We start from the raw sequence: 14,387 nt of genomic DNA on the forward strand, positions 1-14,387 counted from the left end.
GAAAGGTCCGCTATTTCCAATTCGGTCTCTCATCTGACAGAGATTTACTCTGCAGGAATTGGCACCACACCGCGCGCAAAATGCACAGTAGGTTGCCGGGCTTCATCGGGCCAGTCCCTCCGCCTCTCTTGATAAGAGAATCAAGTATTCGGTTGTGAGGATTGATTGTAAATCATCAATCCCTAAGTTTCCGTTAACTATAATAAATCGACTCATCCTTGTCAATATCTAGTTTGATCCAGGCATGTGGATTCGCTCAATGAGGGGGGATCCTATTCTTCCACGTTCCGCTCCTTAGCATCCTCTCAAATATTCATCAATGCGCCTCCCCACCCCTTGGATCAACTGTTGCAACTGTTGGGAGGCTTCGAGGGCGGAGGATCCGATGGTGGCAAAGTAGATCTTGATTTTCGGTTCCGTACCCGATGGACGCAGACAAATCCAGGCCCCCTCGGGGAGATGAAACTTAAGCATGTTTTCCTTTGGGAGCCCGTATAATCCCTGTGCAAAGTCCTCCATGCCAAGCAAGGGAACACCAGCGATTCTCTGAGGAGGATTCTGTCGCCAGTCCGCCATGATCTCCTGGATCTTCCGGGCCCCCTCCATCCCTTGCAATGTTCGGGTTTGCATGCCCTCCGCAAAGTAACCATAGGTTTGATACAATTCTTCCAGGACTACATATAAGCTTTTTCCTTGGCTTTGATACTCCGCCGCCGCTTCGGAGAGGAGCATCGCCGTCACCACGGCGTCTTTTTCCCGAGCATGGGTTCCAGCCAAATAGCCACAGCTCTCCTCATATCCGAAAATAAACTGATAGTCTCCGCTTCGCCTGAATTCCTCGATTTTTTGGCCAATATATTTAAAACCGGTTAAGGTATTAAACACCTCAACACCGTAAATCTGTGCAATCCGGGCTCCCATCTCCCCGGTGACCACAGTTTTGACCATGGCTCCCTTAGGCGGCAGGGTTCCCCTTTTCTTCATGGTGGAGAGAAGGTAATGAAAAATTAAGACCCCAGTCTGATTTCCCGTCAGAGGGGTATACCCTCCTTTTCCGTCTGAGATGGCAACCCCGATCCGATCCGCGTCGGGGTCAGTCCCGATCACCAGATCTGCCTCCATCTGCTCCGCCAGCCGGATCGCCTTTGCAAGCACCTTCGGATCTTCCGGATTGGGAGTTTCCACGGTGGAAAAGAGGGGATCCGATTCCTCCTGTTCTTTCACAACGTAGACCCGTTCAAACCCGGTCCGCTGCAAAACCTGCCGGACGGGCAGATTCCCGCTTCCATGAAGCGGGGTGTATACGATGCCTAGTCGTTGCTTGATAGGCCTTGTTCCCTCTGGTTGCACGCTGACGGAGGTGACCGCTTCCAGATAGGCCTCATCCACCTCATCCCCGATCCACTCCAGCCACTGGTTCTCTTCCGCTTCCTTGCGGGTCATTTTTTGGATGTCGGCGAAGGAGTGGATCTGCCGAATCCATGAGAGGACTTGTGCAGCGGCCTCAGGGAGAAGCTGCCCTCCTTCCCTGCCGTATACTTTATAACCGTTATAAGGGGCCGGGTTGTGACTGGCAGTGATGACAATCCCTGCCGTCGTCTGTAAATATCGGACGGCAAAAGACAGCTCCGGGGTGGGTCTCATCTCCTTGAACAATTTTGTGCGAATCCCGTTTCCGGCCAGTACCAACGCCGCCTCCAAGGCAAACTCCGCAGAATGGCGTCTGGAGTCATAGGCGATCACTGCCGAAGGGGAGTTCTCCAGTTGCAAGAGATACTGGGCCAGACCCTGTGTGGCTTTCCCCACGGTATACCGGTTGATCCGGTTGCTGCCTGCTCCCATCAGCCCCCGTAAACCTCCCGTGCCAAACTCCAGGTCTTTGTGGAAACGGTCCATCACTTCTTTTGGATCCTGTGCAATGCTGCACAGCTCATCCTTGGTTTCCTGGTCGATCACCGGATCCTTCAACCAAAGCTCCAACAGGTCTTCCGCCTGACGTTCCCGTGTCATGTCGATCCTCCTCACAGAATCAGATGCACTCTGTTGATCGATCTCCACTCTTCCCATCTACATTGTGATTTACATCGATCTTGGACGGTTGGGGTCGGCTTTTACATTCCGCCAAAATCGCTCCATGTGAAACCCAGCCCCTGTAATGACTTTTTCACAACACTTCTAGTGTGCCTTCAATCCACTTTGATCTTGTTTTTGTCCTGGCATTCAAGAGGGTACAAGTCTCGCCGGAAGGACTCTTCCCTTCCCTGGCGAGACTTGTACCCAAGGAGTCTCCGTCGAGACGGAGGTTGGGTTTCACATTTCAGTACCCAAGTTCTAACAAGGCAAAGTCACTCCATGTGAAGACCCGCCCTCCCGGTGAAGGCAGGCGTGTTGATTAGCCATATTTTTGGCAGGAAAACAGGTCGGGATGGTGGGACGGCTACGATCTCTTGCAAAGAGCGCAAAGGCTCTCCACCGTCCCACCATCCCCGTCCCCTCAAGCGATATTTTACGATGGGGGTAATAGGAAGAGCGAAAGGTCAATTTCGTTTCCATCACCCATTTCCTGGTTAATCAACAGCCCTGCGGTGAATGTTTTTTCCATCACCTTTAGACGACCTAGGATGATTTCAGCGTCACTTCCAGGATCCCATCCCCTGGTTCAGCCGCTTCCACCGACTTGGCCTCCAGATGGTCCACACGATCCATATTGAGGATCACCATGGGGGTCACGGTGCTTTTCGCCTGTTCCTGGACGGTTTCCAACGAAAAGCGAATCAAAGGCTGACCGGTCTTCACCTGCTCCCCTTCCTTCACTTCGGCAGTAAACCCTTTTCCTTCCATGGACACCGTTTCCAAACCGATATGAAGCAACACTTCCAGGCCTTCCACCGTGCGGAGGCTAACAGCGTGCTTGGTATGAAAGATTTGGACCACTTCCCCATCCACCGGAGAGCAGAGTATCCCTTCCGCCGGTTCCATGGCGATCCCATCCCCCATCATTTTTTCAGAAAAAATAGGATCCGGCACTTGATTTAGCGAGATCACCTTTCCCTTCAAGGGAGCAGCCAAAAGCAGTGTTTTCTCTTTTTTCCCGAACAAATTGCGAAACATCGATATTCACTCCTTTGTTGTTGTAAGGTTTCCATGGAGTTAGCCTGTGATTCCCCCCTAAAATCACTTCCCCATCCACAAGTATCTTCCTCCCCCAGGCGGATCGTCACTATCGAGAGAAGTTGAAAACTTTTTGAAACAGAGAATCAAACAGGAATTAATCATCCCTTAAAAAACCATACTGATACATGTGTTATCTTTTTAGTACAAAAGACCGAAAGGGGTGTAGGTTTCAAATGACTTCCATCGATATTGGAGTGCTCAGTTTTATTGTGGGTACCCTGTTGTTCACCGGAATCTGGTACCTGAAAGAACAGGCTGAACTGCCCAAATCCCCTGCCCCCAAACCGCCACGCTCCACTGGAGAGCCAACCGGTCTCACTTATCGATAGAAAAAGCGATCAACCACTCAGATATTGGATCCACTGATGCCCCATCCCACTCATCTTAAGAATATACTAAATCACTCCACTCAAAAAAGCCTTTCTTTTTTTTATTCAGACAAAACTCCTCGCCTCTACTGTCCAATCCCTTTCGCAACCGTTATACTTAAAGAAAACCTTAGGGATGAGGTGATCACCTTGCCCACACCTGTCAGGGAAGAATCGAGAGACCAGCTTTCGGTGGAACTTCGAATGATCGAACGATGGGAAGAAGAACAGAAAGACCTGTGGTTCTGGGAAAAGATCGGTCGTCTTCCCTTCGCTCTGCTGGACCGGATCACCCCCCGGATTCTTCGCGACTGGATCGGTCAGCTCTTGGATGAACTCGGCGCCTATATCCAGACCGGGGGCCGCTACCTGATCAACCAGCATGCCATGCTCGACCGGCTGTCCCAAGAGACTGGACAACCTTCCGGTTCTATTGGTCTCTCCCAAGTTCCATACTTGCCTCTGACAGTTATGGACCACGTAGCGGAGGACTTACAAAAATCCCGAGCAGAAGTAGCCAAATATCAGGGGGCCACCACCGGGGTGGGCGGCTTCCTGACACTTGCCATCGATATCCCGGTTCTCCTCGGTCTCTCCCTGAAAACGGCCCAAGAAATGGCGCTGGTTCACGGTTACGATCCACGGGAAAAGAAAGAACGCATCTTTATCGTTCAGTGCCTCCAGTTTGCCTCTGCTGATTATGTGGGAAAACAAGCCATTCTCAAAAACCTGTCCTCTTTTCACCTAAAGGACGCCGAACGGGAGTCCATCTCCCAGTTGCAAGGATGGCATGAAGTGATCGCTACCTACCGGGATCACTTGGGCTGGAAAAAGCTGTTCCAGCTCGTCCCCATCGCCGGCATCCTCTTCGGTGCTTGGATCAACAAAGCCGCCGTGGGAAACGTGGCGGAAGTCACTCGGATGCTTTATCGCAAACGCCGGATTCTGGAAAAGCTGGAGTCCATAGAGTCCTGAACCAATCACTGCGGAGAAGGTCCGCAGTGATTTTTTAGCGTGGGGATTGGCTCTATTTGGGGTGGGACGGATCGAACTCTGACTCCTTCTCTCTAACAATTTCCCATAAATTATAAAAATTGCTATAATAAAGGGGATTACTTTGAGGGAGGCTGTAAAATGATACGGAAGCGTTTCCTTATCGCGTTGTCGGCGGTGCTTTTGATCACAGGGGGTTTGATCAACAGCTTTTCATTTGCTGATGCTAAAGGGACAAGCCCTGCCAAAGGGGCCCACCACCGTACCAAAAATGTGATCCTGTTGATCGGTGACGGCATGGGGCCGGTCTATACGACAGCTTACCGTTACTACCAGGACGATCCGCGATCGAAATATGTGAGAAAGACGATCTTTGACAAACATTTTGTCGGGATGCAAACCACCTATGCTTGGGATCCAGACGAAAACATCACCGATTCCGCATCTGCGGCCACAGCGATCGCTTCCGGAGTAAAAACATACAATGCAGCCATCTCCGTGGATCTCGACGGACAACCTGTGGAGACTGTGCTGGAGCGGGCTAAATCCTTGGGCAAGTCCACCGGCCTCGTCGCCACTTCACAGATCAACCATGCCACTCCTGCTGCCTTTGCCGCTCACAATGAATCGCGACAAAACTACCACGCAATCGCAGACGAATATTATGATGAACGCATCGGCGGAAAGCACAAAGTGGATGTGATGCTCGGCGGCGGCACCGATTATTTTATCCGGGAGGATCGTAATCTGGTCAAACAGTTTCAACAGGATGGGTACGACTATGTGACCACGAAGTCGGAACTTTGGAAAAGCAAGAACGACAAGCTCTTGGGATTATTTGCAGAAGTAGGGCTACCGAAAAGAATCGACCGTACCGATGAGACTCCCGCATTGAAGGAGATGACCCAAGCCGCACTTCAGCGGCTCAGCAAAAACAAAAAAGGCTTCTTCCTCATGGTGGAAGGGAGCCAGATCGATTGGGCCGGGCATGACAACGATGTGGTCGGAACCATGAGCGAAATGGAGGATTTTGCCCAAGCGTTACAGACTGCAATCCAATTCGCCAAAAAAGACAAGCAAACATTGGTCATCGCCACGGCAGACCATTCCACTGGGGGTCTCTCCATCGGCAGTGACGGGAAGTATGTGTGGAATACTGAACCTATCAAACAAGCCCGACGCACACCAGAGTTTATGGCGAATCAGATCGTCAACGGCGCGGACGTGGAAAAAACCTTGAATCGCTACATCGGCTTCGATTTGACAAATAAAGAACTACAGAGCGTCCGTGAGGCGAGTGATTCCGGAAAAGCCTCCACTGTACAAAAGGCCATCTCCCACATCTTCGATGTCCGTTCCAACACCGGATGGACCACCTCCGGACATACTGGGGATGATGTGGAAGTATTCGCCTTCGGCAAAGGAAAAGAGCGGTTAGCCGGCCGCATCGACAACACGGACATCGCCCATCGCATCTTTGACATCTGGAAACGGTAAATGAAAGAATGCAAGCGGCCCCTCACCCAATCTAAAGGGTGGGGGGCCGAGCGGCAATAAGTGAGCAAATGTTCGATTTTCAGGCGTGTTGATGAACCATATAGTGGATGATGGGAACAAAACGACCCTTTCGCTCTTCCCATTGCCCCCATCGTAAAATATTGCCTGAGGGACGGGGATGGTGGGATGGTTGGAAGGAATAAACCCAGTCCAGCAGCTAAGAGCAGACAGACCCCATAAATCCACGCTCGATTTTTTCCAATGGCTCTCTTGTGATCAGGAAGATCCCCCCTTTTTGAGAACTTAATCCATCGACTTAAGGATCGGTGAGTCGCCTCCCAGCCCTTGCTCTCTCCATGATTCTTCTATTTAGAGAAAATCCCTTTTTTCCCTCAAAAAAAACATCCTTCCCTCAAAGTTTGAGAGAAGGATGGATGATGGTGGAGCATAGCGGGCTCGAACCGCTGACCTCTACACTGCCAGTGTAGCGCTCTCCCAGCTGAGCTAATGCCCCAAAATTAATTTGGCAACAAAATTAATCATATAGCTTGTTCATCCATTTGTCAAGGGCTCCATAAAAAAAAGGGCGGTTCGCCCTTTCATCCACATCAAATCATTTCAAATCCAAGGTGTCGCGCATTTTTTGTCCGATTCGCTCCCGCTCCGCCTCGGATACTTGGTAGTAATAAGTCCCATTGATTTTGGTACCCGTTCCCTTTACCTCTAGAGTCTCCATCTGTCGGGTGGCACTTCGATAATCGATAGCCATCTGTTGCAGTTCCTCAGGGGAGATATTTGTTTTCACTTGGTTGTCCAGATTTTCCAAGAGCGAAGAAAGGTCCATCAAGATCGACGGCTTGGCCGCCTTGGCAATCACTGCTTTCAACACCTGGCGCTGACGGTCATTTCTGCCCAAGTCCCCCCGCGGGTCTTCATAACGCATCCGGGTATACATCAGTGCTTCTTCTCCATTCAGGTGAATCTGTCCCTCTGGGAAGGGAGTCCCTTTGTAATCAAAGGCGAAGGGATTATTCACATCCACTCCATCCAAGGTATCAATAATATCAGCAAATCCCTTCATATTTACTTTGATATAGTAATCGATAGGTACCTTCAAAAAGCTTTCCACCGTCTCCACGGCCATGGGCACTCCACCGAAAGCAAAAGCATGGTTCATTTTGTCCTGGCTCCCCCTGCCTGCGATCTCTGTCCGGGTGTCTCGGGGGATGTTGAACATCAGTGAGCTGTCGGTCCGTGGATTCACAGTGAGAATCACCATCGTGTCACTGCGTCCCTTGTCCCCTTTCCGCTCATCCACCCCCATGATCAGGATGGAGATGGGGTCCTGTCTGTGAACCGAGACTTCTTTCTCACGCAGTTCCGATTTTTTCTGTGCCTTCGGTTCATAGATCTGAGAGGCTGTCTCTTTCATGGAAGAATAGAGGTACCAACCATATCCCCCCGCTCCTCCTACAACCAGCAGAAATACCACACAAAAAATCTTGAACCATTTCATGGCATAAGACTCCTTTGAGTTCGGATTCGATCATCTTATTATACCGAAACAACGAAGATTCTCCCTTTTTTGATCGAGAAGCCCCCTGCTCGTTTCGCAAGGTGGACTTCGCACTCCTCAACAGACAGGTCCAAAGATCAGAGCGGTTGATTCGGGTGTTCTTAGGCGTGTTGATTGGCCCTATTTTAGGTAGGAAACCAGGTCGGGATGGTGGCAAGAGATCGTAGCCCTCCCACCCTCCCCGTCCCCTCAAGCCATATTTTACGATGGGGGCAATGGGAAGAGCGAAAGGTCAATTTTATTTCCTCCACCTATTTCCTGGTTAATCAACAGCCCTGATTTCAGGCTTTATTTCTTTAGCAGATTGTTTCACTTCAGCAGGAATTTGAAGTGGCCTCTTCCTTTCTCGTACCTCGGTTTTAAAATCCAGCTCCGTTGTCAAATGAAAGCCATCCATCACCACTTCGGCATCCACCTTCCGTTCCAGCCGAATCGGTCGGAAGGTCTCTGCGTCCAGCCGGATCGTCTGTTGGATGCGTTTGACCTGGAGATGATCCTTCCATTTCACGAGGCCCGGCGAGGTATCCATCACAGCCAGTTCTTTATGACCCCACCAGACTTGACGGATATAGGAAGCGATGCTCTCTCCCGTCCACTCCATCTGCAAGAGATAATCTCCCTGCTGTTGAGTGAGGGCCCAATCTTCACCTAGTAATCTCAACTGTTTCAACAGTCGTTTCGGATCATGGGGATGGATGAGATCCAAGGCCATTCCCTCTGTCCCTTTGGCGGAGATCTTTTCCCACCGGTCCCCCTCGGGATCTTTGAGATACATGGCTCGGTGATTCAAGTAGATCTCTTCAGATGGAGACCCCTCCCCCAGGGAAACGATGTGGAAACGGTCCGGTGCGTATCCGGCCTCTGTCCACATTTTCTGACGGATCTCACTGTGTGAGGACTTATTTTTAGGATGGGTTCGGTTTTTTTGCTTCCCTTCGGTTATATATTCCAAGCCCTGAACTTGATTCAGATGAGCGTAGGCCTGATCTAGCATGGCCGCCGCCTTCTGAGCGGAATTCCTCTCTCCCTTCGCCTCGGTTTTTTCGCTTCCACATCCGGTGAGAGCTGACACAACCAGCGCGATCACCAGGATGAAAGCCTCTCTTCTTGCCATATGCTCCGCCCCTTTTCGATGAGCTCTCTCTTGAATATAGCAAAGGATTGTTTCCGCGTCGTCACCCCATCGAACTTTTATACAAAAAAACAACACCCGGAAGTTCGGGTGTACAGAATTTCACCTACTTTGAGAGAGCAGCTGCTGAACACGGGCTTGCAAGTGATCCTCCGCTCCGCGAAGGACCTCCCTCCGCCGTTCCCACTCCTGCCGGTCGGCATCTAACCGCTCTTGCCGATTCTTCAACATTCGCCGAGTTTCTCGAGGGTGAGGGCCTCCTCGGCACTGGCGGACATCGATAAAATATCGTGGGTCACAGATCTCCGCCCATTTCTCCTCTGGGAAGGGAATTTCCTTGCCGATCCTCTCTTCCACTGCCTCCCGTAACCACTCCGGTTCGATCCGATGCCTCTGTTCTCGGAAAGCACGGTGAGCCACCTGGGAAGCGATCTGGTGCGCCCTACGGAAGGGGAGTCCCCCTTCCCGAACCCAAGTGTCGGCCAATTCAGTGACGGTAATCCATCCTTCCCCGGCACGACGTCTCATCTCTTCCTGATTCACTTCCATGGTGCTGATCACAGCAGTCATCAGCTTCAGCACCCGATTGCTCTTGTCGATAGCCCGATATAGATGGGGCTGCAAATCATCTTCTGTATCGACGATATCCCCAAAAGGGGTATTGTGAATCATTGTGCAAACCGCCTGGGCATCAGCAATAGCACTGCTGGCGAGAGAGCGGGAATGCTCCACGGAGACCGGATTTCGTTTCTGAGGCATGATGCTGCTGATTTGGACATAGGGATCCGCCACCTGCAGAAAGTTAAATTCCTGGGTACAGAATTGGAGCAACTCCTGGATCCAACGCCCTGCATCCGTCATGAGCAGGATCAGAGCCGTCGCGGTTTCCAACAGATCATCCGCTCCAGCGATGGCATCATAGGAGTTTTCCACCAGCTCTTCAAAACCCAGAAACGCCTGCACCGACTCCCGGCTGATCTTGAATCCGGTGGTGGTGAGTGCTGCCGCTCCCAGGGGACTGCGGTTGACCGTCTGATAAGCGGACCACAACCGGCGGGTGTCTCGTTCCGTCACATCATGAACTGCGAGCAAATAATGGCCCAAGGTAGTGGGTTGGGCGGGTTGGGTATGGGTGTAGGCGGGCATCACCGTCTCCAGGTGTTCTCCCCCCACCTCCAGCAGAGCTTCCCGTAACCTCTGCACCCTCCAGATCACTTCCAACAGTTGTTCCCGCAACACCAGCCGATACATAGCCACTCCCATGTCATTGCGGCTGCGGGCGATATGCATATTGCCCGCAGCTTCTTCCCCGATCTCTTCGCCCAGCAGACCTTCCACCATGAAAAACAGGTCCTCATACCGAGGATCGTAGTGGAGCTGGGATGGATCCAACCCCGCCAAGATTTCCACACCCCGGAGAATCTTCCCCGCCTCCTGTGCAGACAGAATCCCCTGGTCACACAGCATCAGCACATGGGCACGGTGAATCTGAAATTGAGCTTTGAAGAGATAGTCCCTCTGATCGTTAAACACCGGCTTCAACAAGCAATCCACATAAGTCTTGCCGGGAAAGACCGTTCCATCTCGCTGCTGGATCTCTTCCCTGGTTCCCAATTTGGCCCCTCCTTTGCGTCAAAGCGTATTCTCCGCCTTCACTCCGAAAAAACGCTGGGAAATCCAGAGGACACCTGCGATCAGGAGTATTTGATACACTGCATAGGCCGACGCCTGCCCCAGGTTGAACATCCGGAGTTGATTCATGATTTCGATGGAGATGGGACGGTTCGCAAGGGTATAGAGCATCACCGATGAGACAAACTCCCCTACTGCTGTCACAAAGGCGAGCAGAGTCCCAGCCAAGATTCCCGGCAGGATTACCGGCAAAACCACTCTGCGGAAGGCGGTAAACCAGCGGGCCCCTAAATTGCGAGCCGCCTCTTCCAGAGAGTCATCCAACTGCTCCAGAGCGGCATGGGTGGAACGAACCACCAGCGGGATGTGCCGTACAAAGTAGGCCAGGGGCAGAATCCAGAAGGTACCCACCAGGATGCGACCCCAAGTGAAGGGAGTGGGTACGTTAAAGGCCAGGATCAGGTTCATCGCCACCACGGTAGCCGGCAAAGCCCAGGGTAACATCACCAAAATATCCAGCAGGTTTTTTCCCTTGAATTTCCGTTTAGCCAGTACATAGGAAGTTAACACACCGAACAGTAAATTCCCTGCCGTGGCCAAGGTCGCCATCCATAGACTGTTGCGGACAGGCTCCCAGATCCGGGGATCTTCCATCAATAACCGATAGTTTTCCAGACTAAACTGGGTGGGATAGGTCTGCCAGGTCCAGCTACCCTCTGGAACCAGGGAGAGAATCACCAGGGTCACATGGGGAAGAAGGAGCAGGATCACCCCCAGCACCCCTGCAATCACTAGCGGCCATTTTACCCAGGGATTGCGAACCTCCCGCCGATGGTGACTCACTCCTTTTTCCAACATCCGATAATCCCGCCGTCCTTGGTACCAACGCATAAACAGCAGAAAGGAGATGGAGATGACAGACAAGATCACCGACTGGGCAGCGGCCATATCCAGATTGCCATTGATCTTGGAAAAGTAGATCTGCAGACTGAGGACGCGAAACCCGCCAGCGAGCAGAAAAGGAGCAGAAAAGGAGGCCATGGAAGTCATAAAGACCAAGAGAGAGGCCGCTACCAATGCCGGAGTCAGCAAGGGCAAGATCACACTTCGAAACCTTCTCCAAGGACCGGCCCCCAGGTTGGCTGCGGCTTCTTCCAGGGCGGGATGGATTCCCCGGATAGCAGAGGAGACCGTCATATAGAAATAAACATACATGGTGTAGGCGTGAACCAACAGAATACCTGCCACCCCTCGCAGCTGAAAGGGCGGCTTTTGCAAACCGAAGAGTTCTTGTAAGAAACGGGTCACCAGACCCGACTCCCCATATAGAAACATAAAGGCCATCACCCCGACCAGGGACGGCAACACCATTGGCAAAATCGCCGCCGATGCGAACAGACGACGTCCAGGAAAGTCGTACCGGTTGAAAATCAGCGCCAAGGGAACACCGATCAGGGCGCTGAACAGCACACTCAACAGGGAGATATAGACACTGTTCCACAAGGCCTCCAGATTGGACAAGCTTTCTGGACTGAAGAAGGCCCGGTAATTTTCTAGGGTAAACGCGCCTTCCACCCACACACTCTCCGCCAGGGTCCGATAACTGGGATACAGCACATAAGCCAAGAGAACCGCCAGCACCGGCAACAAAAGTGCCCATGTGAGCATTCGCTCCGATCCGAGTCGCCTCCGGATCCACTCAAGCACACTCACCACCTCCGGGGAGCAGCTGAATGCAATCCGCCGGCAACCGAAATACCACCGGCTCCCCTGCCTGGAGGTCAGCGGTGAAATCCGGGCGGTTGACGAAGAGGGCACGGAGAAAAGCTTCAGCTTCCACCTGAGCCGTACAATGAAAAGAAGATCCCATAAACTGCACCAGTGTCAGGGTGGCAGACAAGGTGTTTTCTCCCGGATCGGCTACCAGTTCTACCCCTTCCGGACGGATACTGAGACAGACCTGATGCCCTGGAGCAAAAGTCGCCTTCTCCTTCGCCCTGGGCTCCACTCGAAAACGGCGTCCCAGGCTTCGCACCTGGATCTCTTCTGCATTCACCGCTTCCACGGTGGCAGGAAGCAGATTGGTTTCCCCGATAAAGGAAGCGACAAAAGCATCTTCCGGCCGATTGTAGATCTCTTCCGGAGTGCCTATCTGCCGACAGGACCCTTGCTGGAAAACGGCGATCCGGTCACTCATGGACAAGGCTTCCACCTGATCGTGGGTCACGTAGATCGTGGTGATCCCCAGGGAACGTTGCAGGGAGAGAATCTCCGAGCGCATCTCATCCCGCAGGCGGGCGTCCAGATTGGACAGGGGTTCATCCAAGAGCAGAATCCGAGGTCGGATCACCAGGGCCCGGGCGAGGGCGACCCGTTGCTGCTGACCCCCACTCAACTGGGCGATCTGCCGGTCACCCAACCCTCCCAAACGAACCAAGTTCAGAGCCTGCTCCACCCGCTCCTTCCGTTCCGGTTTGGGAATTTTGCGCACCTGGAGTCCAAAGGCTACGTTTTCAAAGACAGTCATATGTGGAAAGAGTGCGTAATTTTGAAATACCATCCCCGTGCCCCGCTTTTGAGGGGGAACCTCGGTCACATCCTTGCCATCCAAGTGGATGCGTCCCTGGGATGGAGCATAGAAACCGGCGATCATCCGCAGGGTGGTCGTTTTTCCGCAACCGCTGGGACCGAGAAGGGTGAAAAATTCCCCCTCCCGGATGGTGAGATCTAGCTCTTCCACCCCTACCACGGAACCAAATTTTTTGCACACCCCTTTGAGCTCCACCTGACTCAACAGCAATCCCCCTCCCTATCGGAACTATTCCTCTCTTTGTTTGGCTCCGCTTTTAATCTTTTGATCCCAGTGTTCCATCCATTCGTTCTCCTTTTCCCGCAGGAGTTTCCAGTCGAGATCCATCGATTGAATGCGGGTTTTTTCGATCCAGGAAGGCAAATCCTGAATATCCTTTCGGGTGGGGATGCGGTAGTAGGTTTTCGCAAGGTGCTTCATCGCTGATTTAGAGTTGACGAACTCATAGAAAGCTTTCGCCGCTTGGGGGTGCTGGCCTCCCTTGACCAAGGCGATTCCCTCAGTCAGGACCGGAGTGCCGCTCTCGGGAATCACGAAGTCAAAGGGATAATTCTTGGTCTCTTTCAGCATGACGGTATCCGGCATATTCCAAATCGTGAGCGCTCCCTCTCCCCGAGCCACCTTGCTGTACATGATCTCCGGATTGGCGGAGTATTCCTTGGTATTGGCATCCAACTTTTTCAACCATTCAAACCCTGACTCCGGACTTTTCGTTTCTTTGTAATCCCGGTAGATCATGGCGGAGTAGAGGGTTCGCATGGTTCCTGAGGCCAGGGGATAGCGGATGATGATTCGGTCTTTCCATTTGGGATCCAGGAGATCATCCCAATCTTGAGGGACTTCTCCCTTGGGGATCTCCCGGGTGTTGTACATAATCACTTCCGGGGTCTGGCTGGTTCCCGTCCAGGACCAGTCCGATGCTCGGAACTCTTGGGGAAGAGATTCGGCATAGCCCGGTTGATAAGGCTGAAGCAACCCCTCCTCCCGAGCCTGTTCAAACATCACCGAGGGAGCCCCCCACCAAAGGTCTGCCTGAGGATTGGCCTTCTCGGAACGGATCCGGTCGAGAATTTCCTGGGAACCGATGTCCAGCCATTCCACATCTACCTGGGGATGCTCCTTTTCAAACTGCTTCTCAAAATCTTGTAAGATATCTTTTCCGTGGGGAGAATAGATGACCACCTTTTCCTCCAAACCGTCCTTGTCAGTACTGTCCCCGTCGGAGGTAGAGGCCATGCAACCCGTGGTCACCCCCATCGCCAGCACCATCGCCCCGATCCATCTCCATTTTGCTTTCAACCCCACCCCTCCTGATCCCAAGGGTTCAACCCACGTCTCGATCGGTTTCCAGAGGGAAAAACGCGACCCCCGGAGGTAGGCCCATTCCACTACATGGTTATCCACTGAAATATGAAAATATGCCAG

Annotated in this window: 11 protein-coding genes, 1 tRNA gene and 1 riboswitch; of the genes, 3 read left to right on the top strand and 9 right to left on the bottom strand. The window is 52.3% G+C overall.

Translation table 11 applies throughout. The annotated features are described in order from the left end of the window. Window positions 1-26: 26 nt before the first annotated feature. Window positions 27-138: riboswitch (SAM riboswitch) on the bottom strand. Between the two features lie 156 nt (window positions 139-294). Beyond that, window positions 295-2,010 carry a phospho-sugar mutase gene (locus JOD24_RS06885; protein WP_429246604.1) on the bottom strand — a complete coding sequence of 572 codons (1,716 nt, stop codon included), beginning with the start codon at window positions 2,008-2,010 and terminating at the stop codon, window positions 295-297. Between the two features lie 606 nt (window positions 2,011-2,616). Continuing rightward, window positions 2,617-3,111 (bottom strand): PTS sugar transporter subunit IIA, encoded by a 495-nt coding sequence (locus JOD24_RS06890; protein WP_429246605.1) that lies wholly within the window; start codon window positions 3,109-3,111, stop codon window positions 2,617-2,619. A 236-nt stretch (window positions 3,112-3,347) separates the two neighbouring features. Here JOD24_RS06890 and JOD24_RS06895 point away from each other — a divergent pair, with 236 nt between their 5' ends. From JOD24_RS06895 to JOD24_RS06905, 3 genes are all read left to right on the top strand, one after another. Beyond that, on the top strand, window positions 3,348-3,503 hold the full coding sequence (locus JOD24_RS06895) for a hypothetical protein (RefSeq protein WP_429246606.1): 156 nt from the start codon (window positions 3,348-3,350) through the stop codon (window positions 3,501-3,503). Window positions 3,504-3,746: 243 nt separating this feature from the next. Next, complete coding sequence (locus tag JOD24_RS06900; protein WP_380165875.1) at window positions 3,747-4,517, top strand: EcsC family protein; 771 nt, start codon at window positions 3,747-3,749, stop codon at window positions 4,515-4,517. A 159-nt stretch (window positions 4,518-4,676) separates the two neighbouring features. Continuing rightward, window positions 4,677-6,032 (top strand): alkaline phosphatase, encoded by a 1,356-nt coding sequence (locus tag JOD24_RS06905; protein WP_380165720.1) that lies wholly within the window; start codon window positions 4,677-4,679, stop codon window positions 6,030-6,032. 438 nt (window positions 6,033-6,470) lie between these two features. On the opposite strand, the gene JOD24_RS06910 is transcribed toward JOD24_RS06905, so the two are convergent. From JOD24_RS06910 to JOD24_RS06940, 7 genes are all read right to left on the bottom strand, one after another. After that, window positions 6,471-6,546: transfer RNA gene (locus tag JOD24_RS06910), tRNA-Ala, on the bottom strand. Window positions 6,547-6,645: 99 nt separating this feature from the next. Further along, window positions 6,646-7,548, bottom strand: a complete 903-nt coding sequence (locus JOD24_RS06915) for an LCP family glycopolymer transferase (protein ID WP_380165718.1) — start codon at window positions 7,546-7,548, stop codon at window positions 6,646-6,648. A 322-nt stretch (window positions 7,549-7,870) separates the two neighbouring features. Then, the gene (locus JOD24_RS06920) at window positions 7,871-8,722 is read right to left on the bottom strand and encodes a DUF6612 family protein (protein ID WP_429246607.1); all 852 of its coding nucleotides are present in this window, start codon (window positions 8,720-8,722) and stop codon (window positions 7,871-7,873) included. A 120-nt stretch (window positions 8,723-8,842) separates the two neighbouring features. Beyond that, window positions 8,843-10,354, bottom strand: a complete 1,512-nt coding sequence (argH, locus tag JOD24_RS06925) for an argininosuccinate lyase (RefSeq protein WP_429246608.1) — start codon at window positions 10,352-10,354, stop codon at window positions 8,843-8,845. Between the two features lie 18 nt (window positions 10,355-10,372). Then, window positions 10,373-12,040, bottom strand: a complete 1,668-nt coding sequence (locus JOD24_RS06930; protein WP_429246636.1) for an ABC transporter permease — start codon at window positions 12,038-12,040, stop codon at window positions 10,373-10,375. A 31-nt stretch (window positions 12,041-12,071) separates the two neighbouring features. Further along, on the bottom strand, window positions 12,072-13,166 hold the full coding sequence (locus JOD24_RS06935; protein WP_429246609.1) for an ABC transporter ATP-binding protein: 1,095 nt from the start codon (window positions 13,164-13,166) through the stop codon (window positions 12,072-12,074). 24 nt (window positions 13,167-13,190) lie between these two features. Beyond that, on the bottom strand, window positions 13,191-14,261 hold the full coding sequence (locus JOD24_RS06940) for an extracellular solute-binding protein (protein ID WP_429246610.1): 1,071 nt from the start codon (window positions 14,259-14,261) through the stop codon (window positions 13,191-13,193). Window positions 14,262-14,387: the final 126 nt, after the last annotated feature.

It is taken from the genome of Kroppenstedtia sanguinis, from assembly GCF_050433445.1.
Classification (GTDB): Bacteria; Bacillota; Bacilli; order Thermoactinomycetales; family DSM-45169; genus Kroppenstedtia; species Kroppenstedtia sanguinis.